This is a genomic window from Deinococcus alpinitundrae, assembly GCF_009982895.1.
GTDB classification, from domain to species: Bacteria; Deinococcota; Deinococci; order Deinococcales; family Deinococcaceae; genus Deinococcus; species Deinococcus alpinitundrae.
Genome location: NZ_WXZL01000015.1, coordinates 71579 through 90920 on the forward strand (window position 1 = coordinate 71579; position 19342 = coordinate 90920).

Annotated in this window: 19 protein-coding genes; 10 read left to right on the forward strand and 9 right to left on the reverse strand. The window is 65.3% G+C overall.

All coding sequences use genetic code 11. From position 1 onward, the window contains the following. Position 1 precedes the first annotated feature (1 nt). Positions 2–574: an MOSC domain-containing protein gene (locus GUI70_RS14370; protein WP_161883002.1), complete on the reverse strand. Its 573-nt coding sequence runs from the start codon at positions 572–574 to the stop codon at positions 2–4. A 163-nt stretch (positions 575–737) separates the two neighbouring features. On the opposite strand from GUI70_RS14370, the gene tyrS reads away from it, so the two are divergent. Next, entirely contained in the window at positions 738–1973 is a 1236-nt protein-coding gene (tyrS, locus tag GUI70_RS14375; RefSeq protein WP_161883003.1) for a tyrosine--tRNA ligase, read from the forward strand. Positions 1974–2199: 226 nt separating this feature from the next. On the opposite strand, the gene pyk is transcribed toward tyrS, so the two are convergent. The 5 genes from pyk to GUI70_RS14400 form a co-directional block, all read right to left on the reverse strand. Next, positions 2200–3624, reverse strand: a complete 1425-nt coding sequence (gene pyk, locus GUI70_RS14380; RefSeq protein WP_161883004.1) for a pyruvate kinase — start codon at positions 3622–3624, stop codon at positions 2200–2202. A 131-nt stretch (positions 3625–3755) separates the two neighbouring features. After that, positions 3756–5024, reverse strand: coding sequence for a phosphopyruvate hydratase (gene eno, locus GUI70_RS14385; RefSeq protein ID WP_161883005.1), 1269 nt, complete (start codon positions 5022–5024; stop codon positions 3756–3758). A 207-nt stretch (positions 5025–5231) separates the two neighbouring features. Continuing rightward, positions 5232–6314 (reverse strand): DNA polymerase III subunit beta, encoded by a 1083-nt coding sequence (gene dnaN / locus GUI70_RS14390; protein WP_161883006.1) that lies wholly within the window; start codon positions 6312–6314, stop codon positions 5232–5234. A 396-nt stretch (positions 6315–6710) separates the two neighbouring features. Further along, positions 6711–8069, reverse strand: coding sequence for a chromosomal replication initiator protein DnaA (gene dnaA, locus GUI70_RS14395; RefSeq protein WP_237724937.1), 1359 nt, complete (start codon positions 8067–8069; stop codon positions 6711–6713). 230 nt (positions 8070–8299) lie between these two features. Beyond that, the gene (locus GUI70_RS14400) at positions 8300–9628 is read right to left on the reverse strand and encodes a Vgb family protein (RefSeq protein ID WP_161883007.1); all 1329 of its coding nucleotides are present in this window, start codon (positions 9626–9628) and stop codon (positions 8300–8302) included. Positions 9629–9738: 110 nt separating this feature from the next. Here GUI70_RS14400 and GUI70_RS14405 point away from each other — a divergent pair, with 110 nt between their 5' ends. Beyond that, positions 9739–10416: a phosphatase PAP2 family protein gene (locus GUI70_RS14405; protein WP_161883008.1), complete on the forward strand. Its 678-nt coding sequence runs from the start codon at positions 9739–9741 to the stop codon at positions 10414–10416. 7 nt (positions 10417–10423) lie between these two features. On the opposite strand, the gene GUI70_RS14410 is transcribed toward GUI70_RS14405, so the two are convergent. Together GUI70_RS14410 and ypfJ are read right to left on the reverse strand one after the other, a co-directional pair. Beyond that, entirely contained in the window at positions 10424–11128 is a 705-nt protein-coding gene (locus GUI70_RS14410; RefSeq protein ID WP_161883009.1) for a M48 family metallopeptidase, read from the reverse strand. A gap of 73 nt (positions 11129–11201) precedes the next feature. Continuing rightward, positions 11202–12104 (reverse strand): KPN_02809 family neutral zinc metallopeptidase, encoded by a 903-nt coding sequence (ypfJ, locus tag GUI70_RS14415; RefSeq protein ID WP_161883010.1) that lies wholly within the window; start codon positions 12102–12104, stop codon positions 11202–11204. 145 nt (positions 12105–12249) lie between these two features. Here ypfJ and GUI70_RS14420 point away from each other — a divergent pair, with 145 nt between their 5' ends. From GUI70_RS14420 to GUI70_RS14435, 4 genes are read left to right on the forward strand one after another with little or no spacing between them, the layout of a single operon-like run. Further along, entirely contained in the window at positions 12250–12903 is a 654-nt protein-coding gene (locus tag GUI70_RS14420; RefSeq protein WP_161883011.1) for a flavin reductase family protein, read from the forward strand. Beyond that, positions 12890–13414: a GNAT family N-acetyltransferase gene (locus GUI70_RS14425; protein WP_161883012.1), complete on the forward strand. Its 525-nt coding sequence runs from the start codon at positions 12890–12892 to the stop codon at positions 13412–13414. Before GUI70_RS14420 ends, GUI70_RS14425 begins: the two co-directional genes overlap by 14 nt. A 29-nt stretch (positions 13415–13443) precedes the next feature. Next, complete coding sequence (locus tag GUI70_RS14430) at positions 13444–14607, forward strand: aminotransferase class I/II-fold pyridoxal phosphate-dependent enzyme (RefSeq protein ID WP_161883013.1); 1164 nt, start codon at positions 13444–13446, stop codon at positions 14605–14607. After that, entirely contained in the window at positions 14604–15077 is a 474-nt protein-coding gene (locus tag GUI70_RS14435; protein WP_161883014.1) for an arsinothricin resistance N-acetyltransferase ArsN1 family A, read from the forward strand. The genes GUI70_RS14430 and GUI70_RS14435 overlap by 4 nt, the downstream gene beginning before the upstream one ends. A gap of 7 nt (positions 15078–15084) precedes the next feature. Here GUI70_RS14435 and GUI70_RS14440 read toward each other — a convergent pair whose 3' ends face one another. Further along, positions 15085–15468, reverse strand: a complete 384-nt coding sequence (locus GUI70_RS14440) for a hypothetical protein (RefSeq protein WP_161883015.1) — start codon at positions 15466–15468, stop codon at positions 15085–15087. 133 nt (positions 15469–15601) lie between these two features. On the opposite strand from GUI70_RS14440, the gene GUI70_RS14445 reads away from it, so the two are divergent. The 4 genes from GUI70_RS14445 to GUI70_RS14460 all read left to right on the forward strand — a co-directional run bounded on the left by GUI70_RS14445 (position 15602) and on the right by GUI70_RS14460 (position 19274). Next, complete coding sequence (locus tag GUI70_RS14445) at positions 15602–16249, forward strand: carbonic anhydrase (protein WP_161883043.1); 648 nt, start codon at positions 15602–15604, stop codon at positions 16247–16249. Between the two features lie 127 nt (positions 16250–16376). Then, entirely contained in the window at positions 16377–17141 is a 765-nt protein-coding gene (locus GUI70_RS14450; protein WP_161883016.1) for a transporter substrate-binding domain-containing protein, read from the forward strand. 102 nt (positions 17142–17243) lie between these two features. Further along, positions 17244–18359, forward strand: coding sequence for an N-methyl-L-tryptophan oxidase (solA, locus tag GUI70_RS14455; RefSeq protein ID WP_161883017.1), 1116 nt, complete (start codon positions 17244–17246; stop codon positions 18357–18359). 147 nt (positions 18360–18506) lie between these two features. After that, positions 18507–19274, forward strand: coding sequence for a transporter substrate-binding domain-containing protein (locus tag GUI70_RS14460; protein ID WP_161883018.1), 768 nt, complete (start codon positions 18507–18509; stop codon positions 19272–19274). Positions 19275–19342 lie beyond the last annotated feature (68 nt).

Here is a 19342-nt window from a genome sequence, read left to right on the forward strand (position 1 = left end):
CTCAGGATAGCGGGGCCAGGTCGGTGGGCACCAGGGTGTCGCCCAGCCGGATCACGCCGCCGCGCACCACCCGTGCTGTCAGGCCGCCGTGCCCGCGCACCGCGTTGTAGCCGCCTGCGCCCAGATTTTCCTCCATCCGCGAGCAGGGGTGGCACTCGCCGGTCGCTTCCAGAACGACCTCGCCCACCTGAAAGCGCCGGTCCTTGAGTGAGAGTAGCGAGATGCCCGAGACGACGATGTTGCGCCGGAGCATCTGCGGGGTGACCTCATCCAGCCCCGCCAGGGCCGCCATCACCAGGAAGTGCTCGGCCTGAATCAGCGTGACCTGGCGCTTGCCGGGACCGCCGGGAACCGGCCGGGCGGGCGGCTGGACACTGTTCTCGCCGGGCTGCCCCACCAGCGTCCGCAGGCGCGGCACGCTCTTTTTGCCGTGGTCACCCACGACGCCGAGATTCTCCAGCACCTCCAGTTCGCTCACGCTGATCAGCTCGGCGCGGCGCTGGGGCCGGATGCCCAGCCACTCCACCCGTCCGGGGCGCGGGAAGGTGCTTCTCAGTTCCTGCATGGTTTGCATCCGCGCATGCTAGGGCCTGCTAGACTCGGCGCATGAGGCGTTTGACCCGACGTTCCTATTCATCCTGCCGCTGAGGTCAGGGTCAGGTCAACCACAGCCCGAATACCCCCAACGCGGCGCACTTTCCTGAGCCTGGAAGTGCGCCGCCGCTGTCTGGAGACATATGAACGAAATTCGCCGCAATCTGCCCATCGACGAACAGATCAACCTCCTCAAACGCGGCGTCGTGGACCTGGTGTCGGAAGACGACCTGCGGCGCAAACTAGAGCGGAGCATCGAGACCGGCACGCCGCTGCGGGTCAAGCTGGGGGCCGACCCGACCCGGCCCGATCTGCACCTAGGCCACGCGGTGATTTTGCGCAAGATGCGGCAGTTTCAGGACCTGGGCCACAAAGTCATCATGCTGATCGGAGATTTCACGGCCATCATCGGCGACCCCACTGGCAAGTCCAAGACCCGCCCGCCGCTGACGCTGGAAGAGACCCGTGCCAACGCCCAGAGTTACCTTGAGCAGTGCAAGCTGATTTTGCGCCAGGAGCCGGGAGTGCTGGAGCTGCGCTACAACGCCGAGTGGCTCGAACCGATGGGCTACGCCGACGTGATCCGGTTGGCCAGCCGCTACACCGTGGCCCGCATTCTGGAACGTGACGACTTCACCAAGCGCCTCGCTGGCGGCGTGCCGATTGCCTTGCACGAGCTGCTCTACCCGCTGACCCAGGGTTACGACTCGGTGGCCCTGCACGCCGACGTGGAGCTGGGCGGCACCGATCAGCTGTTCAACAATTTGGTGGGCCGTGCCCTGCAACGCGACTACGACCAGGAACCGCAGGTGGTCATGACCCTCCCGCTGCTGGTCGGCCTGGACGGCACTGAGAAGATGTCCAAGAGTCTGGACAACTACATTGGCCTGACCGACGCGCCGCACGAGATGTTCGCCAAGCTGATGAAGGTGCCGGACAATCTGCTGGACAATTACTTCACGCTGCTGACCGACTTGCCCGCCGAGCGGATTCGGTCGCTGCTGGCCGGGCATCCGGTAGAAGCGCACCGGGAACTGGCCCGCCACGTCACCCGCGACTTTCATCCCGATGCCGATCTGGACGCGGCCCAGGCGCGGTTTCAGTCTGTCGCCAGGGGCGGCATCCCCGAGAACATTCCCAGCTTCAGCGTCCCCAGAACCGACGCCAGCGCCGAGGGCAGCTATCCTGCTGCCCGCTTGATGGTCATCGCGGGCCTGGAAGCCTCCCTGGGGGCCGCGCGGCGCACCATCACGGGAAAGGGCCTCAAGGTGGACGGCCAGCCCTTCCTGGAGCCCCTAGGAGCCTTGACGCTTCCTGAAGGTGGCCTGGTAATTCAGAAAGGCAAGGACAAGTTCGCCCGGATGCTGCCGGAAGGCTGAGCGGGCGCGTTCGACCCACTCAAAAGGGAAACGGCCTCAACACCGTTTCCCTTAACTTTTCCTTGAAACTACGGTCAAAACCAAAAGTTATCCACAGGAGGGTGTGGATAAAACCCCGTGCCTGTGGATAAAAACCGCTGATCTGTGTGCTGACGCCGCGCTGACACGGCCTTTTTAGAGTGAGAGACTTTGCGCTTCGTGCCAGCGCTCACTTTTTGCTGTCGGCTCAGCGCCGCAGGGTTTCGACGCGCACCATGTTGGTGGTGCCCTGTACGCCGAACGGCACGCCCGCCGTGATCACGTAGCGGTCGCCGTCGTCAGCCAGCTTGCTCTTGCGCAGTTCCGTGTTGGCGATACGCACCATGTCGTCGGTGTCACGGGGATCCTCGCTGAGCATCGGCACCACGCCCCACGAGAGGGCCAGCTGGCAGCGGGTCTGCTCGTTGGGGGTCAGGGCCAGCACCGCCAGATGCGGGCGGTTCTTGGCGACCCGCATCGCCGCGCCGCCGGTCTTAGTGAAGCTGACGATGGCCGCTGCGCCCAGGCGCTCACCGATGTTGCAGGCCGACAGGGCAATGGCGTCTTGCGGCAAGCTGGTATCCATGCTGTTGGCGCGCATCACGTTGTAGGCCTCGCTGCTCTCGGCCTCGCGGGCGATACGGTCCATCATGGCCACCGACTCCACCGGGTAGAGGCCCGCCGCCGACTCGGCCGAGAGCATCACCGCGTCGGTGCCGTCGTAGATGGCGTTGGCCACGTCGCTGGCCTCGGCGCGGGTGGGGCGCGGCAGGCTGATCATGCTTTCTAACATCTGGGTGGCCGTGATGACCGGCTTGCCCGCTTCGCGGCATAGCCGGATGAGGCGCTTTTGGATGGTCGGCACCTGCTCGGGGCGCATTTCCACGCCCAGATCGCCGCGCGCCACCATGATGCCGTCCACTTCCTTGAGGATGTCGTCGAAGCGGTCGACCGCCTGGGGCTTCTCGATCTTGGCCATCAGCTTGGCCTTGGAGCCGAAGCGCGCCAGATAGTGCCGGGCCAGCAGCAGATCGTCGCGGCTGCGCACGAAGCTCAGCGCCACCCAGTCCACACCGAGTTCCGCGCCGAACTCCATGTCCTCCACGTCCTTGTCCGACAGCGCGGGCACGGCCAGATCGGCCTCCGGCACGTTGATGCCCTTGTTGTTCTTGAGGACACCGCCGACCACCACCGTCGTGTGAACGTCGTTGCCGCTCACACCCTCAACGCGCAGGGCCATGTTGCCGTCGTCAAGCAGCAGATTCATGCCCGGCTTCACGTCACCGATCAGGCCCTTGTAAGTGGTGCCCACGCGGGTCTCGTCGCCCTCCACGTCGTCCATGCTGATGATGAACGGATCGCCTGCGTGCAGCGTCACCGCACCTTCCTTGAAGCGGGCCACCCGGATCTTGGGACCTTGCAGATCCTGCAAGATGCCGATGGCCACGTTCTTGCGCTTGGCGAGTTCACGCACCATGTTGTAGGTTTCGCGGTGGTCTTCCTTGCTACCGTGGCTGAAATTCATGCGAACGACGTTCAGTCCAGCGTCGATCATCTTCTCCAGCACTTCGGGGCTGCGGCTGGCGGGACCGATGGTGGCAACGATCTTGGTGGCACGGTCAAAATGTTTCATGGCTCTCCAGTATTGTTTTGGAATCACTTCCAGAAAGAAAATTCAGTGACGAGAAGATTGACTCTGATTCAAGCGTAAACCGCCAGCACTCAGCCAAGAAGCAGCTGAATACTGGCGGTCAGTTGAGATCGTTAGCGTAACGCCTTGCGGCCCAGAAACTGCGCCGCGCCGCCGAGTTCGTCTTCGATTCTCAGCAACTGGTTGTACTTGGCGATGCGGTCGCTGCGGCTGGCCGAGCCGGTCTTGATCTGCCCGGCGTTGGTCGCCACCGCCAGATCGGCGATGAAGGCGTCCTCGGATTCGCCGGAGCGGTGGCTGATGATGGTGCCGTAGCGGTTGCGCTTGGCCAGCTCAATGGCGTCGAGCGACTCGGTGAGGGTGCCGATCTGGTTGACCTTCACCAGAATGGCGTTGCCGACGTTGGTGTCGATGCCGCGCTGAAGGCGCTCGGGGTTGGTCACGAACAGATCGTCGCCGACGAGCTGCACACTGCTGCCGATGCGCTGGGTCAGCAGCTGCCAGCCGTCCCAGTCGTCTTCGGCCAAGCCGTCCTCGATGCTGACAATCGGGTAGCGGCTGGCCCAGTCCTGCCAGAAGTCCACCATCTGCTCGCTGCTCAGCACCCGCCCCTCGGATTCGAGGTGGTACTGGCCGTCCTTGAACAGTTCGGTCACGGCAGGGTCGAGCGCGATGGCCACATCCTTGCCCGGCTCGTACCCGGCCTTCTCGATGGCTTCGAGCAGCACCTGCAGGGCTTCCTCGTTGCTCTTGAGGTCGGGAGCGAAGCCGCCCTCGTCGCCGACGTTGGTGTTGTAGCCGCGCCCAGAGAGCACTTTCTTGAGGTTATGGAAGATCTCGGCTCCGTAGCGCAGCGCCTCGCGGAAGCTGGGCGCGCCCACCGGCATCACCATGAACTCCTGAAAGTCCACCGAGTTGTCGGCGTGTGCCCCACCGTTGATCAGGTTCATCATCGGCAGTGGCAGGGTGCGCGCGTTGGCTCCGCCGAGGTAGCGGTAGAGCGGCACGTCGAGTTCGGCGGCAGCAGCGCGGGCTGTGGCCAGGCTGACCGCCAGGATGGCGTTGCCGCCCAGCGCGCTCTTGTTGGGGGTCCCGTCGAGGGACAGCATGGCCGCGTCAATTACGCCCTGCTGGCTGGCGTCCATGCCTTCGAGCGCCGGGGCAATCTTGTCGTTGACGTTGGCGACGGCCTTTTGCACGCCCTTGCCCATGTAGCGTCCGCCGCCGTCACGCAGCTCCAGCGCCTCGTGGCTGCCGGTGCTGGCCCCCGAGGGCACGATGGCACGGCCCATGTACCCGCTCTCCAAGTACACTTCGGCTTCGACCGTCGGGTTTCCGCGTGAGTCCAGCACTTCACGCGCTTTGATGGTTTCGATGTTCATGACATTCCTCCGGTGGGGTGACTCCTGGGGCGGGCAGCGCTGCGGTCTTGATGATCGCTCGCCTGTGTCAGAGCAGCGTTTTGGAATACAAAACCGCCTGACTCAGAAAAGCGTACTTCCGACACTATACCGCGCTTTGCCGGGCGAAGCATGGCACCCGGTCTAGCGTGCCGGGCCACTCGCGGCAGCGCAGCCCCAGACCCGTCATCAGACCCGCAACGGCACGACCACAGCCAGGTAGCCGCCGTCGCCGCTGGCCCTGAACATGGCGGGGCTGGTGGGGCCGGAGAACCGCATCTCGGCGTCGCCCTCGATGGGACCGAGCGCGTCGAGCACATATTTGGCGTTGAACCCCAGGCTCATGGCCGGCTCTGTACCCTCCTGCTGCACGTCCAGGGTGTCCTGACCGCGCCCGTAGTCGCCCTCGGCGGCCAGCCGCAGCTTGCCCTCGCTGACCTGAAACTCGACCCGGTTGTTGGCATTCTTGTCGGCCAGCACGGCCACCCGCGAGACGGCCTCCTTGAGGGCGGCGGCACTCAGCGTCACGGTGAGCTTGATGTCGCGCGGGATGACCCGCTCATAGTCGGGAAAGTCGCCATCGAGCAGCTTGACGTTCATGCGGACCCGGTCGGTCTGGATGCCGAGCAGACCCTCGCCGTAGCTCAGCTGCACCTCGCCGTCGCGCAGCACCCGCACCAGTTCGTCGGCGCTGCGGGCGGGGATGATCATGTTTCTGGCCTCACCTGGCGCGCTGAATTCGCGCAGGGCCAGTCGGAAGCCGTCGGAGGCCACGACGCGCGCCGTCTGGCCGTTTTGCTCAACCTTGATGCCCCGGAAAACCGCCTGAAACGCCTCGTTGCTGGCGGCGTAGCGCACGCTGGAGAGCGAGCGGGCCAGTTCGGCCGCGCTGAGGGTGGCGTCGGCGCGTGAGGAGAACACCAGTTCGGGGTAGGCGTCGAGGTCGCCGGTTTGCAGCTTGAATTCCGAGCCACTGGCCCGCACCGAGAGTTCCGAGCCGCTGAGTTCGAGTTCGACGAGTTCGCCGCCCAGGTTGCGAACGATCTGCGCCAGCAGGTGCGCCGGCACCACCAACGAAGCGGGCTGCTGAATTTCCGCCGGAACCACGCAACTGAGATCGATTTCGAGGTTGGTGCCGCTGAGCGTCAACCCGCGCTCACTGGCTTCGATTTTCAGTGCCGTGAGCAGGGGATTGCTGCTGCGGCTGGGAATGACCCGTTCGAGCAGACCCAGACCTTCGCTGAGGGTTTTCTTGGTGACGTGTGCTTGCATCTGGCTCCCATTCTGACAGCTTTTGACTCATGGAGGTTTTCGGCTACTGGCCTCACCCTGAAACGGAGCCGAGAGGCAAAACCTAAAAACCCTATCTTTAACCGATCTGTTTAACTAATAAAACTAGTAGTAGTAGTAATAGGGCTTGTGGATACTGTGGATAAGTGCTCTCAAGCTGCGCTGGGCGCGTAAAAGTTTTCCACAGGGGGGGTGTGGATAAGTGCCAAAACCTGTGGATAACCTGTGGATAACTCGGGCACTTATCCACAGGCCTAACTGACCCAGGGTTATCCACAAAGTTATCCACAGAAAAAAGGCACTTATCCACAGGTTATCCACAGGGTTATCCACAGAAAGTGAAACTCAGCACCACCAGACTAGACAATCTCTCACAATTCAGAATCGGGTGTCCTGTACGTCGTTTTCAGGGTCATCCAGGCCGCTGAGCTGCCGTTTGAGGTCGTCAATGACCAAAGTCAGTTCGGCGTCTTTTTGGATGTTGTCGGTGACCTTCGAAATGGCATGCATGACCGTCGAATGATCGCGGTCGAAGAAGCTGCCGATCTCAGGCAGCGAATGGCTGGTGAGGTCGCGAATGAGGTACATGGCAATCTGGCGCGGCACCACCACCTCACGCATGCGCCCCGAGCCGCGCAGCAGTTCGGCCCCGAGACCGTAGCGCGCCGCCACGGTGCGCAGCACGTCTTTCATCTCCACCTTGATCTCCAAGGGCGTGAAGACGTGCGAGAGCGCCTTGGCTGCTACCGCCCGCGAGAACGGCACGTTGTTGAGGCTGGCGTAAGCCACCACCCGCATCATCGCGCCCTCCAGCTCACGGATGTTGGCCGTGACTTGCCGGGCGATGAGTTCGAGCACGTCCTGGGGAATGTCGATGCGATTGTGCTCGGCGTTCATCTTGAGAATCGCCACGCGTGTCTCGAATTCAGGCGACTGGATGTCGGTGATGAGTCCCCACTCGAAGCGGCTCCTCAGTCGGCCTTCCAGCGTCTGGATCTCGCGCGGCGGCCGGTCGGAACTCAGGATGATCTGCTTGTGGTTTTCGTAGAGCGCGTTGAAGGTGTGAAAGAACTCCTCCTGGGTGCGCTCCTTTCCGGCCAGAAACTGAATGTCGTCGACCAGGAGCAGATCCACGCTGCGGTAGCGGTTGCGAAACTGCGCCATCTTGTCGTCGCGGATGGCGTTGATGAGGTCGTTGGTAAACGACTCGGTGGAGACGTATTCGACCCGCTTGCCGGGGAATCTCTCGGTCATGTAATGGCCGACCGCATGCATCAGGTGGGTCTTGCCCAGGCCCACGTCGCCGTAGATAAACAGCGGGTTGTAGGCCTTGCCGGGCGACTCGGCCACCGCCAGCGCCGCCGCGTGGGCCAGGTTGTTGTTGGGGCCCACCACAAAATTCTCGAAGATGTATTTGGGATTGAGATTCGGTGCGGGCACCGGGGCCACCGGCGCGGCCCGTGGACTCGGGCGCGGCGCGGCGGGCGGTGGTGCGCTCAACATCAGGGTGTCCTGTGCGGCCGGCAGCACCTGAAAGCTGACCTGCGGATTCTGCGCGCCCAGTGACCTCAGCGCGTCTTCGAGCAGTTCGAGGTAGTGCTTACGAAACCACTCCTGCGCGAAGCTGTTGCGCACGCCCAGGATGAGCGCGCCCTGCTCCACGCCGATGGCCCGCACCGGGGCGAACCAGGTGTGGTATTCGACTTCCGAGATGTTTTTGCGGACGTATGCTTGCACGTCCGACCAGATTTCCTGCGAGATACGCCTACCTCCTGAGCGGGCCGAGACCAACCTGCTCTCCGAGCAAGCCGCCTCCCACGGCCCGGATGCTGTGGTGTGGGGCGTCTCGCCGACCTGTGGGGCGCATCATAGCACCCGCTTTTCGTCCGTGCCGGAGCGCGGCTGGACCGCAGAAAACCGGCTTCCAGACGCTGCGCCGCGCCGCCGTGAGACAGAGGGGAGTGAGATCAGGGGCTGAGGTGGTAGAGCGCGCCGCTACTCTCGAACCAAACTTGCGAGGCCGCGTCCAGGCCTAGGGCGCGGGGGCCGTCGCCGGGGACGTTGACGGCCTGGGCGTCGAGCTGACCGGGTAGCCAGCGGTAGAGCGCGTGGCGGGAGAGGTCGGCGGCCCACAGTGTGCCGTCGGGGGCCGCGCTGAGGGCAGCGATGCTGGCCCCGGCAGGCAGATTCACGTCGCTGACCTGGCCGGAAGCGGTGTCGAGGCGGCCCACCTTGCGGCTCCAGGCGTCCATGAACCAAACCAAGCTGCCGCTGCTGGTCAGCAGGCGCGGATAGCTCTTGCCGCTTACTCCCACCGGGAACGCCTGGGTCTGCTGGGTGGAAGGATCGAAACGGATGATCGCCGGAGCGGTGTAGAAGCGCGAGAAGTACAGCGGCCCGCTGGCTGAGGCGATCAGGTCTTCGGCGTTGTCCTGCACAGGATGAGCCTGCTGCGTGCCGGAGAGTGGGTCGAGTTCGAGCAGGGCGTCCTGACGGTACTGCAAGGCCCACAGCCGCCCATCGCTGCTGCGGGTCAGGCTGTTGAGGGTGTCGCCAGGGGTGCCCAGCGGCAGGTGCCTGAGCGCTGCGCCGGGTTTGGCGGCCCCGACCCAGTTGCCCGCGACGTTTTGCACCAGCAGGTAGCGGGTGCCGTCGGGCGCGATCACCTGCGATGTCAGGCCCTCGGTGTCGCTGAGCGGCAGTTCTTCGGCCTGGGCCGCGCCGCTGGCCGCGTCCACCGTGATGACGGTGTGGCGCTGCGGATCGGGGGCATTGACCGGCGGCAGCAGATACACCTTTCCGCCAGTGGCCCGCAGACTGCTGGCCTGGTATCCCGCAACCGGCAGTGGCCGCCGCTCAAGGGCTAGCACCGGCAGATCAACGCTGCGCGTGGGGCCGCCTGCCCGGACGCTGAGCCGCACCGACAGGCCCTGACCTGCCTGACCGCTGACCGTAATCGGCACCCGTACCCCACTGCCGTCGGCCACCGCCGCGCCGACCTCGATGGTCAGCCCCGGCACGCTCTGGGCCGTGACGCTGACCTGACTGGGCGACGCCGACGCCACCCAGACACTGCCGGGCATGGGCACGGGGCCGCTGAGCGCCGCCGTGACGATCAGGCGGCTGACGGCGCTGGTGCCGGTGTTGCCTGACGAACTGGCCGCCGCGCTGCTCTGGGCCGGGCCGGGTGCAGGCAGATTGCCGCAAGCGCCCAGCAGCACGCCCAGGGTGAGGAGGCCGGGGGTCAGCAGGCCGTAGCGCCAACCGGCCCGGCGGGGAAGAGCAGTCAGGGTCATAGGTCTATGACACTCCCGGACCTGGCACCAAGCTCTTACAGCCCTGCCTTAAGGAACGCCGTGTGCCCCCCTATGAACTCCGGGCGAGGTCGCCGGATAGGATGACTTCCATGCTGCTCTGGACCCGCCAGCACTGGCGATCGCTCCTTACCCTGGCCGTGCTGATCGTGCTGCCGCTCTTCTTGCTGGGCAATCTGGCCGACGACATCCGCGAGCGCGAGGTCTTTTCCTTCGATGCGCCAGTTACATTGTGGCTGCGCGCCAATGCCCCGGCCTGGTTTCGGCAGGTGGCGCTGGCCCTGAGTGCTTTCGGCAGCGCCACCTGGATGACCCCGGTGAGTGCCGTGTTGCTGGTGGTCTTCTGGCGCAAGTCCGCTGCGATGGGCCGCTACTTCCTGTTCTCGCTGGGCGGCGTGATGCTGCTCAACATCCTGCTCAAGGCGCTGATCGGCCGGGTGCGTCCGCAGATCGTGGACTGGCTGTGGCAGGAGGGCGACAAGAGTTTCCCGAGTGGTCACGCGACGATGGCTGCTGCCCTGACCGTGACGCTCGTCGCCCTGCTGTGGCGCACCGGCTGGCGCTGGCCGCTGATCGTGGTCGGCACCCTCTACACCCTGCTGATGGGTGCGGCGCGGGTCTACGTGGGGGTGCATTACCCCACCGACGTGCTGGGCGGCTGGGCGCTGGGCACCCTCTGGGCAGCGGGCACGGCGATGGTGCTGTGGCCTCGGCTGCGGCAGGCTCAGCAGCACGCCGAGCAGCCGGGCACAGTGGCGCACGCCGACTGAAACCTGCTCAGCGCCAGGGCTGCATCAGGGCCGCGCCGTGCTCCTTGAGCCAGCGCTCTGCGGTCCGGTACTCGGGAACGAGCCGCGCGACCTCAGCCCAGTAACGCGGCGAGTGGTTGAGTTCGGCCAAGTGGGCGATCTCGTGGGCCGCCACATAATTCAGAATCTCTGGCGGGGCCAGCAGCAGCTTCCAGTGCAGCCGCACCACCCCCGCCGCCGTGCAACTGCCCCAGCGGCCAGCGGCGTTGGTGATCCGGGTGGCAGTCAGTGGGCGGCCCCGATTCAGCTGGACGGCGTAGTGCTGGGTGATGGGCGCAAAAAGCCTCAGCGCCTCGGCCCTGTACCAGGCCTCCAGGGCGGTGCTGAGCGCTTCTGGCGGTGCGTAGAGTTCTGTGCCGACCCGCTGGGCCCGCCGCAGGCCCGGTACGGCCCGCAGGGTCAGCGCCTGGCCCAGATACGGCAGGGCGAATCCATCGATGAGCGGTAAAGCGTCCGGCTGATGCTGCTGAAGCTGCTGCAGATGCCGCTCGGCCCAGGCCCGCTTGTCTTCCACGAATCGGCGCAACCGGGCTTCCTCGGTGCGCTCAGGCGCGTAGACGGTCAGCCCCTGGGCCGTGACGCGCAGGCCCACCGTGCGGCGATTGCTGCGGCGCAGCTGGACTGGCAGGCCACCTACCGAGAGACCGGGCAGCACGGGCAGGGGAGGGGCCATGTCTGTAGTCTAGAAGCGCAGACCGGCCAGCAAAAAGCGCCCGAGTTACCCCGGACGCCCATAAACCCTGGATTCAGAGGCTGCTGTACGCGCCCTTAAAGGTGTCACACTGGTTGGGGTCGCCGCCTTTGAGGCCGGTGGTAAACCACTTGGTGCGCTGGGCGGCGGTTCCGTGCGTGAACGAATCCGGCACGGCGTAGCCCCGGCCCTGCTTTTGCAGGTTGTCGTCGCCAATGGCGCTGGCAGTGCTGAGGGCCTGCTGCACGTCCGTCTGGGTGATCTTGGTGTACTGGGCGGTCTTGTTGCCCCACACCCCGGCAAAGCAGTCGGCTTGCAGCTCCAGGCGCACGCTGACCTGATTGGCCGCCGCCTCGCTCTGGGCGCTGCGCTGGGCGCGCTCGGCCTGATCCGAGATGCCCAGTTCGTTTTGCACATGGTGGCCGATCTCGTGGGCGATGACGTAGGCGTAGGCGAAGTCGCCGCCGCCGCCGAGCTGACTTTTCATTTCGTTGAAAAAATTGGTATCGAGGTACACCTTGCTGTCGAGCGGGCAGTAGAACGGCCCAACCGCGCTGTTGGCCGTGCCGCAGCCGCCCGAGGTTCTACCGGAGTAGAGCACCAGTGTCGGCTCGGTGTACTGCTTGCCCGCCGCCTGAAAGACCTTGCCCCAGACATCGTTGGTGCTGCCCAGAATCTTTTCCACGAACTGCCCTGTGGTGTCGGCGGGTGTGCTGTCGGTCTGACCCTGGCTCTGGGATGATTGCGGCTGTGTCTGGGGCTGCGACTGCGTCACCGAGCCGCCCGAATCGCCGCCGCCCAGGATGCTGCTGGGGTCAACGCCGAAGAACATGGCGATCAGGGCAATGATGACGGCCCCGATGCCGCCCGCGGCCACCCCGCCGCCGGGAATGCCGCCGCCCCCACCGCCGCGCCGATCTTCGATGTTGCCGCTGCCCGGCAGGTTTTTCCAGTCCATGTTGGTGTCTCCTTGAAGTTCGGTAACAGAAATTTGATGACAGGCGTTCTTGCCTTCATTCTAGGCGGCTGCACCTGACGAGGCGTTCAGGAATCGTTGCGCCTTCCTAGAGAGTGGCCTGGGTTGTCAGGGGTAGGCTGAAGGCATGACCGATTCGCGCCTGACCTTTGATTTCTCGGTGCTCAGCGCCGCTGAGCGCTACAAGCTCGTCACCGGGGTGGTCGTGCCGCGCCCGATTGCCTGGGTGAGTACCCTTAACCCTGACGGCAGCGTCAATCTCGCGCCGTACAGCTTTTTCGGGCTGATGGGGTCGGATCCGGCGGTCGTGGCCTTCTCGCCGGGTGACCGCGCGGCGGGGGTGCCCAAGGACACGGCCCGCAACATCGGCGCGGGTGGCGAGTTCGTGGTCAATCTGGTGAGTTACGGCGCGGCGCAGGTGATGAACCTCAGCGCCACCGATTTTCCGCCGGATCACGCCGAACCCGAGCATTTGGGCATCGCGCTCTCGGCGTCGAGTCGGGTGAAGGTGCCGCGCGTGTCGCTCAGCCCGGCCAGCCTGGAATGCCGCGAGTTCCAGACCGTCACGCTGGGCCACACCCGCATCGTGCTGGGCGAGGTGCTGGCCCTCAGCATCGCTGCCGAGCACATGCAGGACGCCGAGAAGCACTACGTGGACACCCCCTCGCTCGACCTGATCGGGCGCATGGGCGGGCGCGGCGGCTACGCGACCACCCGCGACGCCTTCGAGATTCCGCGCCTGACGTATCAGCAGTGGCTGGCCGAACGTGACGACATCTGACCTTCGCCGCGCTGTGCCAGACGACGCCCCCGCCCTGGCCCGCGTCCACGTGACAAGCTGGAGCGAAACGTACCAGGGGTTGATGCCTGACGGGTTTCTGGCGGCGATGACAGGGAAGGCCCGGCGCGAACGCCGCCAGATCATGTGGCGGCAACTCCTTGAAACGCAGCAGCAAGACGTGTTGGTGGCTTTAGCGGGCGGCGAGGTGGTGGGGTTCGTCTCTGGCGGCCTGACAAGTTTCACCGGATATGACGCCGAACTGTTGACCCTCTACGTGCTCAGATCAGCCCAGGGCGTCGGCTTGGGGCGGGCATTGGTGGCTGGGTTGGCTCAGGTTCTCGCCACACGCGGCCACCGTTCGATGATGCTGTGGGTGCTGGACACCAACCCCACGCGGGCCTTCTACGAACACCTGGGCGGCCTGATGATCGCTGAGAAGACCGAGGTCGTGCTGGGCGGCGAACTGCGCGAGGTGGCCTACGGCTGGGCAGAGCTTGGAACGCTGCTCTGAATTTCCCCCGAAGTGTTAGCCTCAGAGCCATGACTGTGAGTGCTTCCCGCGCCCGCTGGACTTCCGAGCGCGCCCGCAAGGTGCCCGAGAGCGTCTTCGCTTTGATGGACGCCGCCAAGATGCGGGGCCGCGCCAGTGGCCGGAGCATCATCGACCTCAGCATCGGCTCCTCGGACCTCGCGCCGCCGGACGCCGCCCTGGAAGCGCTGCGGCAGGCCACCTTCGACCCGCACACCTACCAGTACCCGCTGTTCTCGCACACGGCTCCGTTGCGGCGAGCGGCGGCGGCTTACCTGGCGCGGCGCTACGGCCTGAGTCTCGATGCCGACACCGAGATTCTGCCGCTGATCGGCGCTCAGGAAGGGCTGGCCCACCTGCTGCTGGGTGTGACCGATCCTGGCGACACACTGCTGCTGCCCGACCCCTGCTACCCGCCCTACTACGGCGCAGCGGCGGTGGCGGGCCTGCGCACCTGGCCACTGCCGCTGACCGCCGAGCGCGGCTTTTTGCCGGATCTGGACGCCGTGCCGCAGAGCGTCTCGGCCCGCGTCCTGCTACTCAACTACCCCAACAACCCGACCTCGGCCACCGTGCCGGACGGCTTTTTCGAGCGGGTGCGGGCCTGGTGCGCCGAGCGCGGCACGCTGCTCATTCACGACCATCCCTACGCCGAGCTGACCTTCGGCGGCTACCGCGCTCCCAGCGCCCTGGCCGGTGGCACGGCAGGTGTGGTGGAGCTGCACAGCTTGTCGAAAACGCACCACATGGGCGGCTTCCGGGTGGGCTTCGCGGCGGGCGATCCGGATGCGCTCTCGGCGCTCGCGCGGGTCAAGGGCGCGGTGGACTTTCACCCATACCTGGGTATTCAGGCGGCGGCGGTGGCGGCGCTCGGCACGCCCGCCAGCGGCCTGGAGGTTTTTCAAGCCCGGCGAGACGCCCTTGTTCCGGCGCTGCACGCGCTCGGCTGGGCGGCCGAGTGGCCGCAGGCCAGCATGTATGTCTGGGCACGGCCCCCCGGCCTGACGGGGAGCGTCTCCTACGCCGTGCGCGCCGCCGAGCAGACCGGCGTGGCGCTGGCTCCGGGCCGGGCCTTCGGAGAGCAGGGCGAGGGCTACCTGAGATTCGCCCTGGTGCAGCCGCCGGAAGTGCTGCGGGAAGCGGCGGCGCGGCTGGCCGGGGTGGCCGTTTCTTGATTCGGCCTGCCGTTGCCGCCGACCTGCCTGCCCTGGCCCGCATCTACAACGCCGGAATCCTGGGCCGCAATGCCACCTTCGAGACGCGCCTGCGAACGCCGGACGATCTGCGCGACTGGCTGACCGGCCCCGGCCCCTGCCTGGTGCTGGATGAGGGCGGCACGGTCATGGGCTTCGCACGCGGCAGCCAGTACAGCAGCCGGGCATGCTACGCGGGCATTCTCGACCATGGCGTGTACGTGGCCCGCGAAGCGCAGGGCCGGGGATACGGCGCGACGCTGCTGCTGGCCCTCGCAGACGCCGCCCGCCAGGCTGGATTTCATAAGCTGACCAGCCGGGTGTTCGTGCGCAACGCGGCCAGCCGTGCTGTTCACCGCAAGGCCGGGTTTCGGGAAGTCGGCGTGCATCTTCGGCATGCCCAACTCGGCGGCGAGTGGCTGGACGTGGTGACAGTCGAAATCAGTCTCTGAAAAGCGGTCAGCCGCCCTTGGCCGTCAGCACCAGCGCCTGAATTTCCTTGACCGTGGCGATCTCGCGGAGTTTCTCGGCGTCGAGGTCTCCGGCGCGGGCCAGGGCCTCGGCTTTTTTCTTGTCGATGCTGGCGACTTCCAGCGTGGCGGCGTCGCCGAACACCTCGCGGAAGCGCTCGGGCGGGTATTCCAGCCGCCGCTGCACCTTGACGCTGGAGCGGTAGAGGTCGGTCTCGGCCTTTTCCCCGCGCAAGAGAGCGGCCTTGATGACCTCACCCAGCTCCGCTTTCTCGGCTTCCAGGCCCAGCAAAGTGTCGCGCAGGGTGGCGTAGCGCTCCAGCAATTCGCTGAGGGTCGGCGGCGTCTCGGGATCAAGGGGGCCGTCAGTCATGCTGACTATCCTAAACGCCCAGGTCACCCGGCGGCGCACTCTAGACTGCGGGGCGTGAGTGATCCCCGTGACTGAACTAGACCCCCGCGAAGTCGAGCGCCGCCTGCTGGACGCCATCCGGCGCGGCCCCAGCATGCAGGAGATCGCCAAACTCAAGCACGCCGACGTGCAGACACCCAGCGCCGCCATTCGAGCACTGCAAGACGGCAACGCCCGCTTCTTTTCCGGTCAGGCCTCGCGCCCGGAACTGGGAGCCAACGAACGTCGCGCCCAGATCATGGGCCAGACGCCGTTCGCCGCGATTCTGGCGTGCTCCGACAGCCGGGTGCCGGTGGAACTGGTGTTCGACCAGGGCTTCGGCAATTTGTTCGTGGTGCGGGTGGCGGGCAACGTGATGGGCGCAACCGGCCTCGCCACCCTGGAATACGCCATTTTGCACCTCGACATTCACCTGCTGGTGGTTATGGGCCACGAGGGCTGCGGGGCCGTCACCGCCGCGCTGCTGCCGGAAGAAGACATTCTGGCCGAGCCGCCCGCCTTGCAAGCCCTGATCCGCAGCATTCAGCCGAGCTTGCAGGGTTTGCCGCCGATTCGCGACAAGAAGGCCCGGATGCGGGAAGCGGTCATCAACAACGTGCGCTATCAGGTGGCGGCCCTGCGCGAGCAGGCCGTGATCGCCGAGGCCGAGAAACGCGGCCAGATTCAGGTGATCGGCGGCTTTTACGAGATCGGCTCCGGCGCGGTGGACCTGCTGGTTGACGAGGAAGATTTGCGCATCTGATCGCCGAATAGGTGCAGCCTAAACGCTTTGCCAAGCCTACCAGTTTACAAAACAGGTCAACAGGTGTAGAGTGAACACTATCTCAACGCTGACAGGTTGTCAGGGTTCACTCACCAGGAGACTTCACATGCGTTCACTGACTGTTCTCGCCGCCGCACTGCTGGCTGCCAGCTTCACGGCCCAGGCTGCCGCGCCCAAAACTATCACCTCCGGTACCCTCTCCATCGGTATGGAAGGCACGTACGCGCCCTTTACTTACAAAGATGCCCAGGGCAATCTGACCGGCTTCGATGTGGATATTGCCAAGGCATTGGCGGCCAAGCTGGGCCTCAAGCCGCAGTTTGTGCTGACCGAATGGAGCGGCATTCTGGCAGGCCTGCAGGCGGGCAAGTACGACGTGATCGTCAATCAGGTAGGCATCACGGCCGAGCGCCAAAAAAGCATCGGGTTCAGCGCGCCTTACGCTTACAGCAATCCGCAGATCATCGTGAAGAAGGTGGGCAGCTTTGCCCCCAAGACGTTGGCCGACCTGAAAGGCAAGCGGGTGGGCGTGGGCCTGGGCAGCAACTTTGAAAAGCAGCTGCGCGACGCGGGCGGCATCGACGTGGTGACCTACCCCGGCGCACCCGAATACCTGGCTGACCTGGCGAGTGGGCGCCTGGACGCGGCCTTCAACGACCGCCTGCTGGTGGGCTACCTGATCAAGTCGCAGAACCTGCCTGTGAAGGGCGCGGGTGTGATCGGGCAATCGGAGCCGGTGGGTATCGCGCTGCAAAAGACCAACACGACGCTCAAGGCCGCCATCGACAAAGCGCTCATTCAGCTCAAGGCCGACGGCACCTACGCCAAGATCAGCCGCCAGTGGTTCGGGCAGGACGTCAGCAAACCCTGATGCCCTGAGTTTGCGGAAAACGGCACTGCTCCGAATGGATGGGCGGTGCCGTTTCGCCTGGGTTCACTCAAGCCAGTCAGGTCAGCCTTTAGACTCAGGACTGTGAAGCATGTTCAGCATCTCGTTATCGGCGCGGGCGCGGCAGGCAGCGCGGCGGCCTATCAGCTGGCGCGGCGCGGTCAGGAGGTCATGCTGATCGAACAGTTCAGCCTCGGCCACGACAAAGGCTCGAGTTTCGGGCCGTCGCGGATTTTCCGGCTGGCCTACCCCGAACCGGACTACGCCGGGCTGGCCCAAGCGGCGCTGGCGTCGTGGCAGCTGCTGGAACGCGCCTCAGGCCAGCCGCTGTACTGGCGCACCGGGGGCCTCGACCTCGGCCCCGCCGGAACGCCGAGCCTGGAGGAAGTTTATAGCTCGCTCAGTGCCCTCGGCGCAGCTCCCGAGCGGCTGGGCCACCGTGCACTCTCGCGGCGCTTTCCCCAGTGGCGGCTGCCGCCCGACTGGGAAGCGGTGTACTCACCGGAAGCGGGCATCGTCAGCCCTCAGTTGACCCTCAGGGTGCTGGCCGAGTTGGCCCGCAGCCACGGTGCACAGATCCTGGAAGGCGTGGTCGCCCTGGAAATCGAGCCGGGACAGCGGCCAGCCGTGAACACCAGCGCCGGGACCATCACCTGCGACCACCTGATCGTGGCGGCGGGCGCGTGGCTGCCGCGTCTGGTGCCTGAACTGGCGTCGCTGCTCAGCGTGACGCTGGCCGCCTCGAGTTTTTACCGCCCAACCGATTCGGCCCCCTTCCAGCCGCAGAACTTCCCGGTGTTCATCACCCATGACGAGTTTCAGGCCTACGGTTTTCCCGCGTTCGGCGTTCCCGAAGTGAAAGTCGGCGTGGATGTGCTGCGCCCCGTGACCAGTGGCGACGGTCGCTCCTTTGAAGTTCCCGAGCAGGTGGCTCAGGCCTCCGACACCTTCATGCGCCGATTTCTGCCGCAGATCGGCGAGGCCACGGCGCGCAGCACCTGCCTGATTACCCGCGCTCCCGGCGGCGACTTCGTGATCGCGGCGCACCCGGCCTGCGAGCAGATCACGCTGGCCTCGCCGTGTTCGGGTCACGGCTTCAAGTTCACGCCGCTATTGGGCGAACTGCTGGCGGCCCAAGCGCTGGGCGAGCGCCACCCCTGGCAACTGCCACGTTTTGCCTTGCCCGCACAGGCAACCTGAGCGGCAACCGCAAAGATGACAGGGCCGGGCCAGCGGCGTACAGTAAGGCCGTTCCCCTTCCGGCCCACCTGTGGCCGCCGCAGAGCACATCCCTCTCCCTCCGTATACCCACGGCGGCACTGTGCTGACCGTCTTCAAGGAGAAGTTATGCGTGTCCTTCCCACCGCTTTGATCATCAGCATGACCGTCTTCTCGTTTGCCCAGGCGCTCAGCCCGCCGCCGACCCTCAGCAAGGGCGTGCTCAAGATCGCGGTGGAAGGCACCTACGCGCCGTTTACCTTCAAGGACGCCCAGGGCAACCTAACCGGCTTTGACGTGGATGTGGCGCGGGCACTGGCGGCCAAGCTGGGTCTTCAGCCCGAATTCGTGCTGACCGAGTGGAGCGGCATTCTGGCGGGTCTGCAGGCCAACAAGTACGACGTGATCATCAACCAGGTGGGCATCACCGCCGAGCGGCAAAAGAGCATCGGGTTCAGCGATCCGTATGTCTACAGCCGTCCGCAGATCGCCGTTCACAGCACCAAGGGCCAGGACTACGCCACGCTGGCCGACCTGAAGGGCAAGCGGGTGGGCGTCGGCCTCGGCACCGTCTTTGAAAAGGATCTGCGCGACGCGGGGGGCATCAACGTCGTGACCTATCCCGGCACCCCCGAATACCTGGCCGATCTGGGCAGCGGTCGCCTGGACGCCATTTACAACGACCGCCTCTTGATCGGTTACCTCGCCAAGTCTCAAGGCCTGCCGATCAAGGGCGTGGGTGCAGCTGGGTCGGTGGACAGCATGGGTGTGGCGATGAAGAAGACCAATGTGCTGCTCAAGCTCGCCGTCAACGCGGCCCTCAAGGGGATGAAGAGCGACGGCACGATGGCCAAAATTGGTCAGCAGTGGTTCGGGCAAGACGTCAGCAAGCCCTGATCGTCACGCTGTCGGCAGGAAAGGGTCCATTCGGCCCGCCCCGCTCTTTGAGGTTTGGCGCTGAAAAA

Coding starts and splice junctions, on each gene's coding strand:
- GUI70_RS14430 (WP_161883013.1), top strand. CDS start 13,444: ATGACTGTGAGTGCTTCCCGCGCCCGCTGGACTTCCGAGCGCGCCCGC.
- GUI70_RS14400 (WP_161883007.1), bottom strand. CDS start 9,628: ATGACCCTGACTGCTCTTCCCCGCCGGGCCGGTTGGCGCTACGGCCTG.
- GUI70_RS14410 (WP_161883009.1), bottom strand. CDS start 11,128: ATGGCCCCTCCCCTGCCCGTGCTGCCCGGTCTCTCGGTAGGTGGCCTG.
- GUI70_RS14450 (WP_161883016.1), top strand. CDS start 16,377: ATGCGTTCACTGACTGTTCTCGCCGCCGCACTGCTGGCTGCCAGCTTC.
- dnaN (WP_161883006.1), bottom strand. CDS start 6,314: ATGCAAGCACACGTCACCAAGAAAACCCTCAGCGAAGGTCTGGGTCTG.
- pyk (WP_161883004.1), bottom strand. CDS start 3,624: ATGAAACATTTTGACCGTGCCACCAAGATCGTTGCCACCATCGGTCCC.
- GUI70_RS14440 (WP_161883015.1), bottom strand. CDS start 15,468: ATGACTGACGGCCCCCTTGATCCCGAGACGCCGCCGACCCTCAGCGAA.
- GUI70_RS14445 (WP_161883043.1), top strand. CDS start 15,602: ATGCAGGAGATCGCCAAACTCAAGCACGCCGACGTGCAGACACCCAGC.
- GUI70_RS14420 (WP_161883011.1), top strand. CDS start 12,250: ATGACCGATTCGCGCCTGACCTTTGATTTCTCGGTGCTCAGCGCCGCT.
- eno (WP_161883005.1), bottom strand. CDS start 5,024: ATGAACATCGAAACCATCAAAGCGCGTGAAGTGCTGGACTCACGCGGA.
- tyrS (WP_161883003.1), top strand. CDS start 738: ATGAACGAAATTCGCCGCAATCTGCCCATCGACGAACAGATCAACCTC.
- GUI70_RS14405 (WP_161883008.1), top strand. CDS start 9,739: ATGCTGCTCTGGACCCGCCAGCACTGGCGATCGCTCCTTACCCTGGCC.
- GUI70_RS14460 (WP_161883018.1), top strand. CDS start 18,507: ATGCGTGTCCTTCCCACCGCTTTGATCATCAGCATGACCGTCTTCTCG.
- GUI70_RS14370 (WP_161883002.1), bottom strand. CDS start 574: ATGCAAACCATGCAGGAACTGAGAAGCACCTTCCCGCGCCCCGGACGG.
- ypfJ (WP_161883010.1), bottom strand. CDS start 12,104: ATGGACTGGAAAAACCTGCCGGGCAGCGGCAACATCGAAGATCGGCGC.